Raw genomic sequence first — 16,360 nt, 5'->3', positions numbered from 1 at the left:
CGTTGATCTCGGCGTCGGTGTAGTAGCCGGACTTCACGAGCGCGTCGTTGATGTTGTCCTTCACCACGATGACCGGCTGGAGCAGGTACGACGGGACGACCTTCACGCCGTTGTCGTAGTCCGTGGTGTTGTTGACGTCGGGCGTCTCACCGTTGAGCAGAGCCACCGCCATGTCGACAGCGACCTGCGCGAGCAGGCGGGTGTCCTTGAAGATGGTCGAGTACTGCTCACCGCGGTTGATCGCCTTGACCGAGTCGAGCTCGGCATCCTGGCCCGAGATGATCGGCCAGCCGTCGCCGACGGTGTAGCCGGCGTCGGTGAGGGCCGAGATGATGCCGCGCGAGATGCCGTCATAGGGCGAGAGCACCGCGTTGACCTTCGAGCCGTCCGAGTAGAACGCCGTCAGGATGTCTTCCATGCGGCTCTGCGCAGTCTCGCCGTCCCAGCGGAGCGTCGCAGCCTGCTCGATCTCGGTCTGACCCGACTTCACGACGAGGGTGCCGTCGTCGAAGTAGGGCTGCAGGGTGTCGATCGCGCCGTTCCAGAAGAAGAACGCGTTGTTGTCATCGAGCGAACCGGCGAACAGCTCGATGTTGAACGGGCCGGTCGGCGCGCCGTCGATCGGGGTGCCGTCCAGTTCGGTGAGTCCCAGGCCGTTGAGGATCGAGGTGGCCTGCTGCACGCCGACCTGATAGTTGTCGAACGACGCGTAGTAGTCGACGTTCTCGGTGTCGCGGATGAGGCGGTCATAGGCGATGACGGGGATGCCGGCATCCGCAGCCTCCTGCAGAACGCTCGTGAGCGTCGTGCCGTCGATCGAGGCGATGATCAGGGCCTCAGCACCCTTGGTGATCATGTTCTCGATCTGCGAGACCTGGGTGGGGATGTCGTCCTCGGCGTACTGGAGGTCGACGGTGAATCCCTGATTCTCGAGCTCAGCCTTGACGGCATCGCCGTCCTGGATCCAGCGCTCGGAGCTCTTGGTGGGCATTGCGACGCCGACGAGGCCGCCGTCTCCGCCACCATCGGTTGAACCGCCGCCACCGGAGCCGGAGCATCCGGACAGCAGCAGGGCGCCGGCGGCGAGGGTTGCCGCGCCGGCGAGCAGAATCTTCGTGCTCTTCACAGTGATTTCCTTTCTAAGGACATCGTTGTCTTGGTGAGTGTGTTCAGTTGTGGGTGTTCAGTTGTGGGTGAGACCCGACCCGTGCACCGCGGCGTCCGGGGTCGAGGTGGCATGACGGCGAGCACGCTCGTGCAGTGCTGCGGCGACGGTGTCATCGAGCGCCAGGTCGTCGAGCGGGCCGGTCTGGGAGACCAGGAGCGCGTGGCGCGCTGCGACTTCGAGAGCTGACGCGATCCGCATCGCCTCGCGCAGATCAGCGCCGACCGCGAAGACGCCGACAGCGCGAACGAGAGCAACGGGGCGCTCGGATCCGAGTGCCCGCGCTACCGCGTCAGCCAGTGCTTCGGGATCGGCGAGATCGGCGACCGTGACCGGAACCGGACCACCGAACTCTTCGGCGGCAGCGGCGGTCAGGCACGGCAACGAGTCGGCACGCGCCGCCCACGCCATCGCATACGGCGAATCGGTGTGAACGATCGCCACCGCGCCAGGGAGATCACGGTAGATGCGGGAGTGGACCGCAGCATCCGCGGACGGAAGGCGCTCGCTACCGAGAACTTCGGGGAGAGCGACTCCGTCGAGATCGCACAGAACCATGCGCTCGGGCGAGATCTTGTCGAGAAACGCCCCTGCCGGAGCGATCACGAACAGGTCAGCTGCGGTGATGCGTGCCGACACGTTGCCGCGGGGGCAGGCGACCAATCCGCGCTGCTCGAGCTCAGCCTGCCGATGAGCGACATCGGCGCGGGTCCGCGCGATAGCCACTTCGGCTTTGACACCGGCGGCGTATCCCTCGGTCGTGCCCGCAACATCCTTGGGCGGCATGGCTGAACTCCTTCGTTCCGATCAGTAGCGATCGGTGTGACAGTCAATGTGACCGGTCACATTGCGAAACTATAGACCGGTCGCCGTCCCGAGTGTCAAGCGGCGAAAAGTCTCGGATTGGTAACGGCCCCGAACGGAGTGAATCTCCGCGGGTCGGGGTCCCTAGACCCGCCCGATCGGCCCCGAGGATGCGCGCGGAACGAAGGTGGGCGCGATCGTGCCGATCGCTTCACCCGCGGATGCGCCCGCCGTGTCGTCCAGCAACAGCGCTACGCATCGGCGCCCGAGCTCGGTGAAGTCCTGCCGCACGGTGGTCAGCGGTGGCCAGAAGTGCGCTGCTTCGGGGATGTCGTCGAAGCCCACGATGCTGATGTCGCGCGGCACCGACAAGCCTTCGTCACGCACGGCGTGAAGAAGTCCCAGCGCCATCTGGTCGTTCGAAGCGAAGACCGCCGTGAAGTCGCGCACCCGCAGCAGCTCGCGACCCGCGTGGTAGCCGAACTCGGCGGTCCAGTCGCCCAGGATCGGCGCCGTCATTGGCAGGTCATGCGCGTCCATCTCGTCGAGGAATCCGCGCATGCGGGCCTCCGCTTCGATCCAGTCCTGGGGGCCCGCGATGTGGTAGATCTGCCGGTGTCCGAGCTCGATGAGGTGGCGGGTCGCCATCCTGGCACCCGCGATCTGATCGACCGAGAGGGTGTGTTCGGGACCGAGGACCGCCGATTGCAGCGTCACGTAGGGCACATCGATCCGCTGTGAAGCCAGGGCGCGAAAGACCCGCATTTGCGGGGCGATGACCACGAGTCCCTCGATCGACTGAGCGCTCAGATGCGCAATGCCGTCTGTGATCGAGTCCGGATCGGCGGCATCGATGTTGGCGGTCGAGACCCAGTACCCGCGCTCGCGCGCAGCCTCCTCGATCGCCGCGATGCTCGAAGCCGGCCCGTATTGCGTCGAAGAGGCAGCGAGGATGCCGATCGTCTGCGAGCGACTGGTCACGAGCATGCGAGCTGCCCGGTTGGGGGTGTAACGCAACTCGTTCATGACCTGCACCACGCGCGCCCGCGTCTCGGGCCGGATGCTCGGATGGTCGTTGAGAACGCGCGAGACCGTCTGATGAGAGACGCCGGCCAACCGTGCAACGTCTCGGATGCTCGGCGGTCGTCCGCCGGTGCCCTCGCTCATCGAACGCCTCCCGTGAGCACGGTCACATCGCAGTGTGCCGGGATTCCGTGCCCCTTCGCTCATGATAGCGGCGCGCCGGATGTGACAGTCACATTTAGGCCCCGGGAATTACTCGTCGCCGCGTCGGCGCCTGTCACATCCGTCACATTGCCCGCGGCGCATGTGTATAGCTGCCCCTGGCACGAGACCGGCCGATACTCTGTCTCCGTGGCGGACTTCCTGCGATTTCTCCCGCTCAGTGGCCGATCACGTCAGAACGAGGGCCTCGTCTCCAGCGATCGGCGCCCAGAGCTGGACGCGCTGCTGTCGAGCCTGGCGACGCTCACCGACGCGGAGAAGACCTGGGCAGCCTTCGCGGTGGACGCGGGACTCGCGGGTCCCTGGCGTCAATCGGATCGAACCGTCGCAGGCTTCCGGGCTGCCGTTCTCGCACGTCGACGCGGCATCCGTGTACTGTCTCGAGCGCTCGCTGCAGCGCTCCGGATCGCGGGCGACCTCGGTCTCGATCTGGTCGTGGACCCGATGACCGCTGGTGCTGTCGCCTTGTACGCACAGGGCGCCGGTCAGTTCGAACGTCGAGCAGTCGTGGCCGGACACACGATTCGGGCGACGGATGCCGACTGGGCGTTCGGTAGTGGACCCGTGCTCGAGGGCACCGCACTGCAGATCGCGGGTTTTCTGCTCGGTGTCACTGACGATCCGCCCCGTCCTCCGACCGCAGCGTCGGAGGCGCCTCCCGCAGCCTCGGAACCGCCGGAACTGACAGACCCGCCCGAATAGGCTGTCACCGTGACCACCATCGTCGACAGCCCCGCGCGTCCGACGGTGTACGACCGTGTCAGCGCCCGGATCGCCGTCTCCCCCCGACTGCAGATCGCGGTGCCGGCGGTCGTGACGGCGGTTGCCGGCATCCTGCGCTTCTGGAACCTCGGGCACCCGCACGAACTGGTCTTCGACGAGACCTATTACGTGAAGGATGCCTGGTCGCAGTGGAACCTGGGGTTCGCCGCGAAGTGGCCCGATGAAGCCGACGCGCGATTCGCTGCCGGCGAGACCGACATCTTCCTCGACGAAGGAAGCTACGTCGTCCACCCACCCCTCGGAAAATTCCTCATCGGTGCGGGGATGGCGCTGTTCGGCGCCGACTCGTCGGTCGGCTGGCGCTTTGCCACGGCACTGTTCGGGACTCTCGCCGTGCTGCTGCTCTACGTCGTTGCTCTCACCCTCACCCGGTCGATCGGTGTGGCAACGGCAGCAGCGGGGCTGATGGCTATCGATGGCCTCGCGATCGTGATGAGCCGGGTCGCGTTGCTCGACACCTTCGTCATGTTCTTCACCCTGCTGGCGTTCTGGTTCGTGCTGCTGGATCGACGATGGCTTCGCCAGCGGGAGTGGCCCCGACGGTTAGCCGCCGGGCGTTTTGAATCGGAATCTCGCTGGGGTCCGGTGTTCTGGGCGAGGCCGTGGGTTGTCGCAGCGGGGCTTGCCGCCGGAGCTGCAACGGCTGTGAAGTGGTCGGGACTGTACGTCCTTGCCGGTATCGGCATCTACCTCGTCGTCGTCGACGCCCTGGAGCGGCGCCGGCGTGGCGTCGAGTATTGGCCCGCCGATGCCGCGGTGCGCCAGGGACCGGTGACGTTCCTGCTGCTCGTGCCGCCGGCACTCCTTCTCTATCTCGCGACGTGGACGGGGTGGCTGGTCACCGACGGCGGATACGACAGGCACACCGTCGACGGCTCGCCAGCAACCGGCTTCTGGTCGTGGGCGCCACTGTCGCTCCAGAATCTGTGGGCCTACCACCAGTCGATGTACGGCTTCCACGTGGGGCTGTCAGCAAGCCACAGCTACGCGAGCCCTGCATGGCAGTGGCCGCTCCTTGCCAGACCGACCTCGATGTTCTATCACAGCGATGCTCTCGGCGAGGCTGGCTGCACCGCGGCTTCGGGATGCGTGCAGAACATCTACTCGATGCCGAACCCGCTCGTGTGGTACGCCGCCGTCGCAGCTGCCGTCTACCTCGTCATCAGGTTCATACGGCGCCGGGACCTCGCCTCGGGCTTCGTTCTGACGGGCATCGCCGTCACCTGGGTGCCGTGGCTTCTCTACCCCGAGCGCACGGTCTTCCAGTTCTACACGGTCGTGATGCTGCCGTTCCTCCTCTTGGCCCTGGGGATTGCGCTGCGTGATCTCGCCCATCCGGCCGGCGCCAGTCCCGAAAGACGCGTGACGGGCCAGCGGGTGGTTGCCGTCTTCTTCATCGTCGCTCTGGTGCTTTCGGCGTTCTGGTATCCGATCCTCACCGCGACGAGCGTGCCCTACGACTTCTGGCGACTCCACAACTGGTCGCCCACCTGGATCTGACGCGTAGCACTCAGTTGACCTCGTCGGGATGCGCCGAGACACGCCCCGAACCATCGCCCGGGTCGATCGCATCGATTGCGGCGATCTCGGCATCCGTCAACGCGAAATCGACGATGTCGATGTTCTCGGCCAGCCGCTCACGTCGCACCGACTTCGGGAACACGATGTTGCCCTTATCGAGGTGCCAGCGCAGCACGATCTGCGCCGGGGTCTTGCTATGGGCAGCCGCCGCGTCCGCGACAGCGGGGATCGAGAACAGGTCGTACTTGCCCTGTCCGAGCGGACCCCAGGCTTCGATCCGGATGCCGCGAGCGAGTGCCCACTCGACAATCTCGCGCTGCTGATAGGCGGGGTGAAGCTCGATCTGATCGACCACCGGGCTGACGCCGGTCTCGGCGACGATGCGCTCGAGGTGGGGAACGAGGAAGTTCGAGACCCCGATACTGCGCGTCAGCCCCTGCTCGCGCAGGTCGATCAGGCGCTCCCACGCGTGCACGTAGTTGGCGCGCGCGGGGGTCGGCCAGTGCACGAGGTAGAGGTCGACGGCATCGAGGCCGAGCTTGTCGAGGCTTTCGCCGAGCGCGGCGCGAGGCTCGTCGCCGTCGTGGCGGTCGTTCCAGAGCTTGGTTGTGATGAACAGGTCCTCGCGCGGGATGCCGCTCTCGGCGATCGCGGCGCCGACTCCCTCTTCGTTGCCGTAGATGGCCGCCGTGTCGATATGCCGATAGCCCAGCTCGAACGCCTCGAGCACGGCACGACGCGTGTCGTCGGCCGGGACCTTGAACACGCCGTAGCCCACCTGCGGAATGCGGTTGTCATCGAGAAGCTGCACCGAGGGAATCGTCATGATCCCAGCGTATGCGGCATGGCACAGCCCCCGATGCCGTGGATGACGCGAAGTGGACCGCACCGGCGCGCAATATGCTGTGCGCATGTTCAGCTATACCCCGGCGGCTGCCGATCGCGACGCCTGGGGTCTGATCACCGATCGGTTCGTCCTGACGATCGCGACCGACGCCGGCCATGCATTGGAGCTGTGGCACACGATGACAACCCAGGATGCGACGCTGGAGAGCATCCTCGAAGCCCTGGTCACCCGCGGGGTGCGCGTGATCCCCGACTTCGCACTGATCGAACTGCTGGACGCCTCGACCGGCTCGGCCTCCCTCGCCCTACGCGGGCGAGGACGGGCCGCGGTCGGCAGCTCCCAGCAACAGCGCTACTCGGGCAAGGGTGCGGCCACGTGGGTCGAAGCATCGACGCAGCAGATCGCCGAGCTGACGATCGGCTTGCGCGGAGAGCCCCCTGGGCCGGCGCGACTACCCGTCGAGCGCGGGGTCGTCCGCACCGAACAGGTCCACTGGGGCATTCCACTTCCGGAACTCGACATAGCTGTCGAGCACTCGTCCGAGCCTCGCTGGGCGACCGGTATGCTGCCGAGCACCGAGCCCGAGCACGGCGAACTCGACGACCGCACGGTGATCGGTTCGCGGGCCGCCGCCCGCAAGGATCTCGACGATGCCACCGTCATCGGGCAACGCCGAGTCGAGCCGCGCCTGGCTCTGCACTTCAGGAATGGCCCACTCATTCCCATCGCGGGGACCGTCGTCTTCGGCCGCTCACCCACTCGCGCGGGCGCGACGACAGTGGCCCTCGCTTCGCCGCGACACGAGGTGTCCGCAACACACGCCGAGGTAGTCGCCGAGGGCGTGCAGCTGCGGCTCCGGGACCTCCGGTCCACCAACGGTACATTCGTCACTGTAGGAGACGGCCCGACGATCGAAGTGCGCGATCGCGAGATAACGCTAGCGCCCGGCGACCGCGTCGATTTCGGCGACGGCAATATCGCCGAGGTCACTCTGTCTCGCTAAGGCCGTCCCCGCGGCCGGAGTTGCACAGTCGTGATCCGCATGTGATAGGAAATATCCGAACGGCCAGGGGGAACAAGGGCAGTCACGCAGTTGAACGCGGTACACACACCCGACGGTGCCGCGCTCACTTCGAGGGGGAAACAATGGCAGGGCGCCTACCAGCGGCGCCGCCGATCCTCAGCGGATTCACCTATGTGAGACCACTGGGCACCGGCGGCTTTGCCGACGTGTTCCTGTTCGAGCAAAACATGCCTCGCCGCCCCGTCGCCGTCAAGGTGCTGCTTCAAGACATCGTTGACGACGGCCTGCTGCGGATGTTCAACGCGGAAGCCGACGTCATGGCGCGCCTGAGCGCTCACCCCTCCATCCTCACGATCTACCAGGCCAGCGTCTCGGCAGACGGTCGCCCCTACATCGTGATGGAGCACTGCCCGAATTCGATGACCAACCGCTATCGACGCGAGCTCATACCGGTCGCCGAGATCGTCGCTCTCGGCGTGAAGATCGGGTCTGCCCTCGAAACCGCCCATCGCGCGGGTCTGCTGCACCGCGATATCAAGCCCTCGAACATCCTCATGACTGCCTTCGGGGCTCCGGTACTGTCGGACTTCGGGATCGCGGCCTCGATCAACGCCCGCGGCGACGGTGAGGTCTTCGCTATGTCTGTCCCGTGGAGCGCCCCGGAGGTCGTCGACGAATCGATTTCGGGCTCGATCCCCAGCGAGGTGTGGAGCCTCGGCGCGACGATCTACACGCTGCTCGCTGGGCGGAGCCCCTTCGAGATCGCCGGCAGCGGGCAGAACGGGCGGGATCAGCTCAAGGGCCGGATCCGCAAGGCTCAGTACACCCCGATAGGTCGATCGGATGTGCCTGCTTCGCTCGAAGCGCTGCTGCAGCGGTCGATGAGCAAAGACCCCGCACGGCGCCAAGCCTCGGCGGCGCAGTTCGCCTACGAGCTGCAGGTCGTCCAGCACGAGATGGGGCTCCCTTCGACACCCCTCGAGATTGCCGTCGACGAGTGGGCGGCCGCGGGAGCCGCGATCGACTTCCAGGACAACTCGCTGCGCGGCCCAGTCCGACCCACCGTCGAGCACGCCTCCCGCCGCCCGCAACGCGCGTCGCGCTCCACCGCGCACCGGGTGAGCCTGGACGGCACAGTGCTCGCCGGGTCCTCGCCCTCACGGCCTGCACGCAGCCGCTGGCTCATCCCGACGATCATCGCGGGCGCGGTGGCGGTCGGCGCCGCAGCGACGGTGACAGTCCTCGCTCTCACGGGGGTGTTCTGAGCGGATGACATCCACCCCGACGAACCCGACAGGGCCCCGCTGGCGCGCACTCGTGGCCGGTGGGGCAACGGTCGCGGTCGTCGGCCTGGTCGTCGCGGCCGCAGCCGTCTGGCCAGGATTCGATGCACAGGAGACGCCGCTGCAGGATTCGTCCGTGTGGGCGCTGCAGACCGGCGACGGGCGGAACTATGCACGGGTGAACACGGCACTGGGCGAACTCGTCACGGTCAAGCAGGTCGAGAACCCCAGCAGACTCGCCCAGACGCAAGGGCATCTGTTCGTCTTCACCGATGGCGACAGCAAGTACGCGGATGTCTCGCTCCCCTCACCTCCCGACATCGACGCCGATGCCGCCGACGTCCTCCAGCCGACCCCGTCCGGAACCAGCGACCTGTCTTCGGCGGGCGATTATCTCGCCTATCTGACCGACACGGGCGACGTCTACGCCGCCCGCCTGTCGACCGGCGGTGCCGCGACGATCATCGACCCCTACGCCGACGTCGTGGTCGAACAGGGGCAGACGCGTCCGCGCATCGGTGCTGATGCGGTGACCGTGACCGACACCGGAACGGTGCTGGCGCTCTCGCTCGCGAGCGGGAGGATGTTCACCGCGGACGCCGCCACGGGCGAGATCACCGACGAGGAGGAGGTCGAGATCCCGGCCACCGACGACGTGCAGCTCAGTCGGGTCGGCGGGCGGTGGGCCGTCTTGGAGCCCGCCAGCGGAACACTGTGGATCCAGGGCGTCGACGGTCCGGTCTTCCTCGATGTCGATGAGAACGCACGTCTTCAGAGTCCAGACCCGTCCGCAGCCGAGATCTCGATCGCCGACGGAAGCGGCCTGGTGACGGTCGCCCTCGACGGTCAGAACACGCAGCGCACTGTCGAGGCCCAGGGTGCGCCCGCGCAGCCGACCTCCGTCGGGGGTGTCCTGTTCGGCGCATGGCTCACCGCCGAAGCTGGCACGCTGTGGTCCTCGGAGTCCGGAGCCACCGACCTCGACTACGCCGGAGCCGCGCTGGACGAGCAGCTGACGCCGGTCATCGCGGCCAACTCCGGACAGGCGATCCTCAACGAGACCACCTCCGGCTGGGTGTGGACGCTGCCCGATGGTGCGCTGGTCGCCTCGTCGCAGTCCTGGCGCAGCGAAGAGGCCGCCCGTCAACAGGAGCAGGACCAGAATGTGACGCCCGACCGAGTCCTCGACCCGCGACCTCCGGTCGCCGAGCCCGACTCCTTCGGCGTCCGTGCGGGGCGGGACGTCGTCCTGCCCGTGCTCCTGAACGACCACGACCCCAACGAGGATGTCCTGAGCATCATCGGCTCGTCGGTGACGGGGCTTGATCCGGCCTTCGGCACCGTCCGTGTTGCCAATGAGAGTCAGCAGCTGGTCATCGAGGTCGCAGCGGGAGCCTCCGGCTCCGCGACCTTCTCGTACCGGGTGACGGATGGGACCACGGCCGACGGTCTCAACTCCGAGCCAGCCAGCGTGACCGTCAGCGTCGTCCCGGAGGATGTCAACAACGCGCCGATCTGGTGCGGTGGCGACCCGGGATGTCTGGCCACGTGGCCCTCGCCCGATGTCCTGCCCGGCGGTACCGTATCGGTGGACGTGATGGAGGCCTGGGTCGACCCGGACGGCGACCCCGTCTATCTCTCGGACGCCACCAACGGCACCGGCGTGGGAACGGTCGCCGCCGACCCTGCGGGCACGGTCACCTACCAGCACCCGGATCCCAACACCACGACGGCGCTGAGCGTGCAGGTCGATGTCACCATCTCGGATTCCCGTGGCGCGTCATCGAGCCAGCCCCTGTTCATCTCCGTCACCCCGTCGCCACAGCTGTCCGCCGACTCGTTCGCGTTGACCGGGGAACTCGGTCTGCCGATGTCGGTCACCCTGGACGACCGCGTGCACGGCACGAAGGGCGCGGTGTCGTTGACCGCCGTCAAGACGCTCAACGGTTCGACGGCCACCGTCGTCCCGAACTCCGCCGGGCTCTCCTTCACCTTCACCGCTGACCAGCCGGGCTCGCATGTCGTGCAATACACCGTGCGCGATGACACCGGCGAGATATCGGCGACCGTGCGGATTACCGTGCTCGATCCCGCGGAAGTCCGCATCTCGACGCCGCCGCTGACCGCCTTCGTCCGACCGAACGAGGATGCCTCGATCGACGTGCTCACCGCGGTCGAGAACCCGTCGGGGCGCGTCCTGCTGGTCAGCGATCTTCGCCCGGAGCCCGCCGCTGGCGCCTCGCTGAGCGTGGACGTCGTCGCACAGAGCCTGATCCGCGTGTCCGGTACCACCGCCGACGGGCAGCCCGGGCAGTTGGGTACAGTCCGGTACACGGTCTCGGACGGGACCGGGGATCCGAACGCCACCGCAACGGGCGAGCTGACCGTCATCCTGCTGCCGTCCCCGAGCGCCAAGCCGCCGATCGCGACCGATGACACTGTCACCGTGCGCGTCGGCTCCCTCATCGACATCCCGGTTCTGGCCAACGACACCGCTCCCGCCGGCGCACTTGTCTCGATCGATCCATCCCAGGTTGTGAACGAATCCGATGCCGGACTCGCCTTCGCGACACCGCGGGTGGTGCGTTACCTGGCCCCCTCCGAGCCGGGCATCTATTCCGTGGCGTATACGATCTTCCGCCTCGGGTTCCCCGAGATGACCGACAGTGCGCGCATCTTCATCACGGTGCTGCCCTCTGATACGAACACCGCTCCCCTTCCCACCGACCTTTCGGGACGGGTGCTGAGCGGTCGCGCGGTGTCGATCCCGTTCGACAGCTTCGGTGTCGACCCCGACGGCGACAGCGTGGTTCTCGACCGCATCGTCACGCAGCCCGCGCAGGGCTCGGCGGCGATCTCGGCCGAGTCGAATGCGATCGTCTACACGAGCAGCCCAGGCGCCCGCGGCCAGGATGCCTTCACCTACCAGGTGCGAGACTCCCGTGGCGAGACCGCCGTCGCCACGGTCCGCATCGGCATCCTGGACGAGGCCTCCGACCCGAGCCCGGTGACCTACAGCGACTACGCCCAGGCGCAGGCCGGTGCGTCCAACACGGTCGTGCTGTTCCCGACCGACAATGACGTCGATCCCACCGGGAGCGAGCTGCAACTGGTCGATGTGCGTCCCAACGCCCAACCTGACACCGACGAATACGCGAAGCTCGAGGCGATGCTGACCTCAGTGGATACCGAGACGGGGCAGGTCGTGCTCGCGGCGGGGACGGAACTGGGCACCTACTCCTTCTTCTACACCGTACGAAATCGCAGCGGTGACACAGCGCAAGGACTGATCGTCCTCAAGGTCGTGCGTACTCCGGTACCCGACTATCCGGTCGTGCAGGACACCATCCTGACCGCCGAGTCCCGTGAAGATCTGCCCGCTGGGATCGATGTCGTCACAGGCCGGGTGACCTGGAGCGGTGGCGACATCTCGAACCTCACGATGGCTCTCTGGGACGACTCGGCGGCCTTCACCGCGCAGGGCTGGTCGATCTCAGGAGAGATTCCCGAGGACTCCACACTCGTGCCCTTCCAGCTCTCGGGCACCGCCTTCAACGGGACCGAGGTTGTCACCTACGGGTTCCTCCGCATCCCCGGCGACAACGACATCGAACTGGCGCTTCGTGCCGGGTTCGCACAGATCGAGGTCAACGAAGAGGGTTCGGTCGACGTAGACATGGCGCAGGCCGTGGCAGTCCCCAGGGGAGAGGAGCTTGTCGTTGACGGCGCCGGCGTCACCTCGACCGGTTCCCGGGCTGGGCAGTGCTCCCTCGAGCGCGGCACGACGATTCGCTATGACGCGGGCGTCGGCGGCCCCTGGACCGACACCTGTACCGTGCCGGTGCGACTCGCCTCGCAGGAGGATCCCACCTATCTCGCGCTGCGGGTCTCGATCATTGCGAAGGCACCGCAGCCGGAGCTGCGCGCCGCATCCCTCAGCGTCAGCCCCGGCGCCGAAGCCGTGTACGACCTGCAGTCGATGACAACCTGGAACGGGGAACCCGACTGGGCCTCGGTCGAGTACGGCATCGAGTACTCCGGCGATCAGTTCGAGGTGACGCAGTCCGGCTCCTCGCTGACCATCGTTGCGAAGGACGCATCTCGGCCCGCCCGTGAGGAGCCGGTGACCGTGCGCATCCTCAGCCACCCGGATGCCGCGGCAGCGACCCTGGCACTCACGGTCGGGCCTGCACCTTCGACCCTCCCGAAGGGCGGGACGGCGACGCAGCAGTGCTCCCAGAGCGGTGGCACGACATCCTGCACGATCCAGGTGATCGGCGTGGCCGGCGAGGTCAATCCGCTTCCCGGCACGCCGCTGACGCTGGTCTCGGTGACAAACCCCGAGAACTGCCCCGACGTCACCTTCACAAAGGCCAGCGCCACCGCGGTGACCGCGAGCTGGGCCTCCGATGCGCCAGGCGCGGCCGACTGCACCGGAAGCTTCTCAGTGCAGGATGCGCAACAGCGCGTATCCAGTGGGGATCGCGACGGCACCGTGATCCTCGACCTCCAGGGACTGCCGGCAGATCCCGCACGCATCAACTGGACCAACTACACCGGTGACACAGTGACCCTGCGGGTGGTGTCCGAATCCACGTCGTACCCGGCGGTGAGCGGCTACCGAGTCTCGGGGAGCAACGGTGTTGAAACGACCTGCTCTGCCACAGGCGAGTGCGCCCCGATCTCGGCGACCAACGGTGAGAAGGTCACGTACCAGGCGTGGGCGGTCAATTCCACGGGTGAATCGCGAACCAGCTCGAGCATCGTGGCCTGGGCGTATCAGGCCCCCGTCGCCCCCGGCGGGATCGAGGCGGCTCCTGTGCCGAACCCACCCGATGGTCTCATCGCGAAGATCACCGTGACCGGGATCGGTCCGACCACGGGCGCCATCCGTCTGACAAGCCCTGTCGGCGAGACCGTCACCGTTTCTGTCCCGTCTGGACAGAACAGCGTCGAGTTCCCCGCGTTCCTTGTTGGGTCGAACACCCCCACCACTGTCACTGCGACCCCGGTCACCCGGTTCGAGGTGCCGCCCGAATCCGTCGTCGCCGGCGGCAGCTCGGACGGGACCTCGGTCTCGGGCGAAGCCTGGGGCATCGGTGCGCCGCTGATCACCGACCCGACGGCCACCGCGAGCACCGACGGCAGCGGGCAGATCCAGGTCGCCGCGACGGTCACGCCCAACGGCACGGGCGCCACCGTGAAGGCTCGGGCCGTTCTGGCCGGCACGACATGCACTCCCTCGGGGTCGGTGACAGGATCCTCGTTCTCGACGACGCTCGCCGGCACGGTATGGGAGGCGACGACGGTCAATATCTGTGCCGAGACCTGGTACGACGGAGTGTCGTTCGGCACGACAAGCTGGACCAGCGGCACCGTCCGTCCCAGCGAGACGATCCCTCCCCCGACCGGAGATACGACCTACTCGATCACTGCCACGGCCGACTCCACTGTCGCCAACGCGCGGGTACGTGAATGGAGTGTCATCAGCGCCCCGGCGCTGGCCGCCACCGGCAGCTACGAGGTCGTCTTCTTCACGGGCGGCACTCCCATCGCCTCGTTCGACGATGCCTTCCGATACGGTGTGGCGCCGGCGCCGCTGACCGCGAAGGCCTGTCTCGCGGGTAGCACCGAGACGTGTTCCGAACCCGTGACGATCTCCCCCGCTACTGGATCGCCGGCCTACCTGGTGCGGATCGAGTTCCCCCAGACCTGCGTCAGCGGCGACGTCTCGCCCGGTCAGATCGTCGTTGCAGCTGAGGCAGGTCAATACTCGACGTCCACGTCAGAGGATGGCTCGACGGGAGCGACCTACTCGGTCGCGTTCACCGCTGCCCTGTCAGCGCTCGGCACGCAGTCATACAGCCTCACCTGCACCGCCCCGGATCCGCCGCCCGCTGACTCCGGAACAGAGGGGAGCACCACCCCGTGAGCACCGCACGCCCGAAAGGATCCGCATGACCCTCTCCGCCGAACAGACCAACTGGTTCCAGGAGTCCTTTGACAGCCTGGTCGCCAACGTCGAACAGGTCGTGCTCGGAAAGCGCCACGTCATCGAACTGGCCTTCACGGCGATGATCTCCGAGGGCCACCTGCTGCTGGAGGATTACCCGGGGACAGGCAAGACGTCGCTTGCCCGCGCCATGGGGCGCACCGTTCAGGGCACGAGCAGCCGCATCCAGTTCACCCCCGATCTGCTTCCCGGCGATGTCACCGGTATCACGGTGTACGACCAGAAGAAGGGGGAGTTCGAGTTCCACATGGGACCGATCTTCGCCAACGTCGTCCTCGCCGACGAGATCAACCGCGCAAGCCCCAAGACCCAGTCGGCCCTGCTCGAGGTCATGGAAGAGGGCCAGGTCACCGTCGACGGCGTGACCCGCCCGGTCGGCACCCCCTTCTTGGTCGTGGCCACCCAGAACCCGGTCGAGCAGGCCGGCACCTACCGACTGCCCGAGGCGCAGCTCGACCGCTTCCTGCTCAAGACCTCGCTCGGCTACCCCGATCACGCCGCCACTCTCAAGATCCTCGAGGGGACGGCAACAGCGAAGCGCGAAGTCGCCCCCGTGATCACCCCCCAGGGTGTGGTGACGATGGCCGACATCGCCCGCGAGGTCTACCTCAACCCGCTCGTGCTCGACTACATCTCGCGCCTGGTCGAAGCCACCCGAAACGCGACGCAGGTGCGCCTGGGCGTGAGTGTGCGCGGCGCGCTCGCGCTGACAAAGGCCTCCAAGACCTGGGCCGCAGCCCACGGCCGCTCGTACGTCACCCCCGACGACGTGAAGGCGCTGGCCGAGCCGGTCCTCGCCCACCGCCTCATCCTCGACCCCGAGGCGGAATTCGACGGGGTCACCGCGAACGCCGTCATCGGACAGGTGCTTCTGGACACCGTGCCGCCCAGCCAGCGCGAGTCCGCGTGAGCTCACACACCGACTCCCGGATCACGCGAACGAGTGGATCGACCGGCCGGTCCACCACTCGAACGCGCTATGCAACGGGGGGAGCCACGACGGTCGTCGTCGTCCAGGGAATCAAGTTCTGGCGGCGGCTGAGGCAGACGATCACGCGCGCGACACGGGCGGTGACCGAAACGGTCACCGCTGGCGGGTGGATGCTGGTGGCCGCCGCCGTGGTCGGGCTCACGGCCGGACTCATCCTCGGCTGGATCGAGTTCGTCGCCGCCGGGACCATCGCTCTCAGTCTTCTGCTGCTCGCCTCGGTGTTCCTCTTCGGCGCGCGGGCCTACGAGGTGGACCTCACGCTCGCCCATGACCGGGTCGTCGCCGGCGCCGAGGTCAGCGGCGCGATCACCGTGACCAACATCGGGCGTCGACTCGCCCTCCCAGGGGTCGTCGACGTCCCCGTCGGCGAAGGTCTTGTCGAAATAGCCGTACCCCTGCTGCGGCCCGGGGCAGTCTTCAGCGAACAGGTCGCCATTCCCACCCACCGCCGCGGTGTCATCGCGATCGGCCCAGCCCGCACGGTCCGCGGGGACCCGCTCGGACTGCTGCGACGTGAGACAGCGTGGCAGGACCACCACACCCTGTACGTGCACCCGGTGACCACGGTGATCCCCAGCACCGCCACAGGCTTCGTCCGCGATCTCGAGGGCAATCCCTCGTCTCTCATCGTCGACTCCGACATCTCCTTCCATGCCATCCGCGAATACGTCCCCGGCGATTCCC

General features: G+C 67.2%; 10 protein-coding genes and 1 pseudogene. 7 read left to right on the top strand and 4 right to left on the bottom strand.

The window, feature by feature from the left end:
• The 3 genes from chvE to Q1V87_RS12790 all read right to left on the bottom strand — a co-directional run.
• Positions 1-1,126: multiple monosaccharide ABC transporter substrate-binding protein (gene chvE / locus Q1V87_RS12800; RefSeq protein ID WP_300593540.1), on the bottom strand; the 1,126-nt coding region annotated here is incomplete at its 3' end.
• A gap of 57 nt (positions 1,127-1,183) precedes the next feature.
• Positions 1,184-1,951: a class II aldolase/adducin family protein gene (locus Q1V87_RS12795; protein ID WP_300593537.1), complete on the bottom strand. Its 768-nt coding sequence runs from the start codon at positions 1,949-1,951 to the stop codon at positions 1,184-1,186.
• Positions 1,952-2,113: 162 nt separating this feature from the next.
• Positions 2,114-3,136 carry a LacI family DNA-binding transcriptional regulator gene (locus tag Q1V87_RS12790; protein ID WP_292708950.1) on the bottom strand — a complete coding sequence of 341 codons (1,023 nt, stop codon included), beginning with the start codon at positions 3,134-3,136 and terminating at the stop codon, positions 2,114-2,116.
• Between the two features lie 207 nt (positions 3,137-3,343).
• On the opposite strand from Q1V87_RS12790, the gene Q1V87_RS12785 reads away from it, so the two are divergent.
• The gene (locus Q1V87_RS12785) at positions 3,344-3,916 is read left to right on the top strand and encodes a hypothetical protein (RefSeq protein WP_300593533.1); all 573 of its coding nucleotides are present in this window, start codon (positions 3,344-3,346) and stop codon (positions 3,914-3,916) included.
• Positions 3,917-3,925: 9 nt separating this feature from the next.
• Positions 3,926-5,497: a phospholipid carrier-dependent glycosyltransferase gene (locus tag Q1V87_RS12780; RefSeq protein WP_300593530.1), complete on the top strand. Its 1,572-nt coding sequence runs from the start codon at positions 3,926-3,928 to the stop codon at positions 5,495-5,497.
• A 10-nt stretch (positions 5,498-5,507) separates the two neighbouring features.
• On the opposite strand, the gene Q1V87_RS12775 is transcribed toward Q1V87_RS12780, so the two are convergent.
• Positions 5,508-6,344, bottom strand: a complete 837-nt coding sequence (locus Q1V87_RS12775) for an aldo/keto reductase (protein WP_300593527.1) — start codon at positions 6,342-6,344, stop codon at positions 5,508-5,510.
• 85 nt (positions 6,345-6,429) lie between these two features.
• On the opposite strand from Q1V87_RS12775, the gene Q1V87_RS12770 reads away from it, so the two are divergent.
• The 5 genes and pseudogenes from Q1V87_RS12770 to Q1V87_RS12750 form a co-directional block, all read left to right on the top strand.
• On the top strand, positions 6,430-7,368 hold the full coding sequence (locus Q1V87_RS12770) for an FHA domain-containing protein (RefSeq protein ID WP_300593524.1): 939 nt from the start codon (positions 6,430-6,432) through the stop codon (positions 7,366-7,368).
• A 143-nt stretch (positions 7,369-7,511) separates the two neighbouring features.
• Positions 7,512-8,654, top strand: coding sequence for a serine/threonine-protein kinase (locus Q1V87_RS12765; protein ID WP_300593521.1), 1,143 nt, complete (start codon positions 7,512-7,514; stop codon positions 8,652-8,654).
• 4 nt (positions 8,655-8,658) lie between these two features.
• On the top strand, positions 8,659-14,604 hold the full coding sequence (locus Q1V87_RS12760) for an Ig-like domain-containing protein (RefSeq protein WP_300593518.1): 5,946 nt from the start codon (positions 8,659-8,661) through the stop codon (positions 14,602-14,604).
• Positions 14,605-14,629: 25 nt separating this feature from the next.
• The gene (locus Q1V87_RS12755) at positions 14,630-15,595 is read left to right on the top strand and encodes a MoxR family ATPase (RefSeq protein WP_292725671.1); all 966 of its coding nucleotides are present in this window, start codon (positions 14,630-14,632) and stop codon (positions 15,593-15,595) included.
• Positions 15,592-16,360, top strand: a pseudogene (locus tag Q1V87_RS12750) (DUF58 domain-containing protein); the annotation flags it as partial. The gene Q1V87_RS12755 and the pseudogene Q1V87_RS12750, both read left to right, overlap by 4 nt.

It is taken from the genome of Microbacterium sp., from assembly GCF_030149085.1.
Lineage (GTDB): Bacteria > Actinomycetota > Actinomycetes > Actinomycetales > Microbacteriaceae > Microbacterium.
Note: the sequence above shows the minus strand (reverse complement) of the source record. Positions and strands in the feature narration are given on the sequence as shown.

Excerpts from the sequence above, each read along its gene's own strand:
- Q1V87_RS12795 (WP_300593537.1), bottom strand. The coding sequence starts at position 1,951 with ATGCCGCCCAAGGATGTTGCGGGCACGACCGAGGGATACGCCGCCGGT.
- Q1V87_RS12790 (WP_292708950.1), bottom strand. The coding sequence starts at position 3,136 with ATGAGCGAGGGCACCGGCGGACGACCGCCGAGCATCCGAGACGTTGCA.
- Q1V87_RS12775 (WP_300593527.1), bottom strand. The coding sequence starts at position 6,344 with ATGACGATTCCCTCGGTGCAGCTTCTCGATGACAACCGCATTCCGCAG.
- Q1V87_RS12770 (WP_300593524.1), top strand. The coding sequence starts at position 6,430 with ATGTTCAGCTATACCCCGGCGGCTGCCGATCGCGACGCCTGGGGTCTG.
- Q1V87_RS12765 (WP_300593521.1), top strand. The coding sequence starts at position 7,512 with ATGGCAGGGCGCCTACCAGCGGCGCCGCCGATCCTCAGCGGATTCACC.
- Q1V87_RS12760 (WP_300593518.1), top strand. The coding sequence starts at position 8,659 with ATGACATCCACCCCGACGAACCCGACAGGGCCCCGCTGGCGCGCACTC.
- Q1V87_RS12755 (WP_292725671.1), top strand. The coding sequence starts at position 14,630 with ATGACCCTCTCCGCCGAACAGACCAACTGGTTCCAGGAGTCCTTTGAC.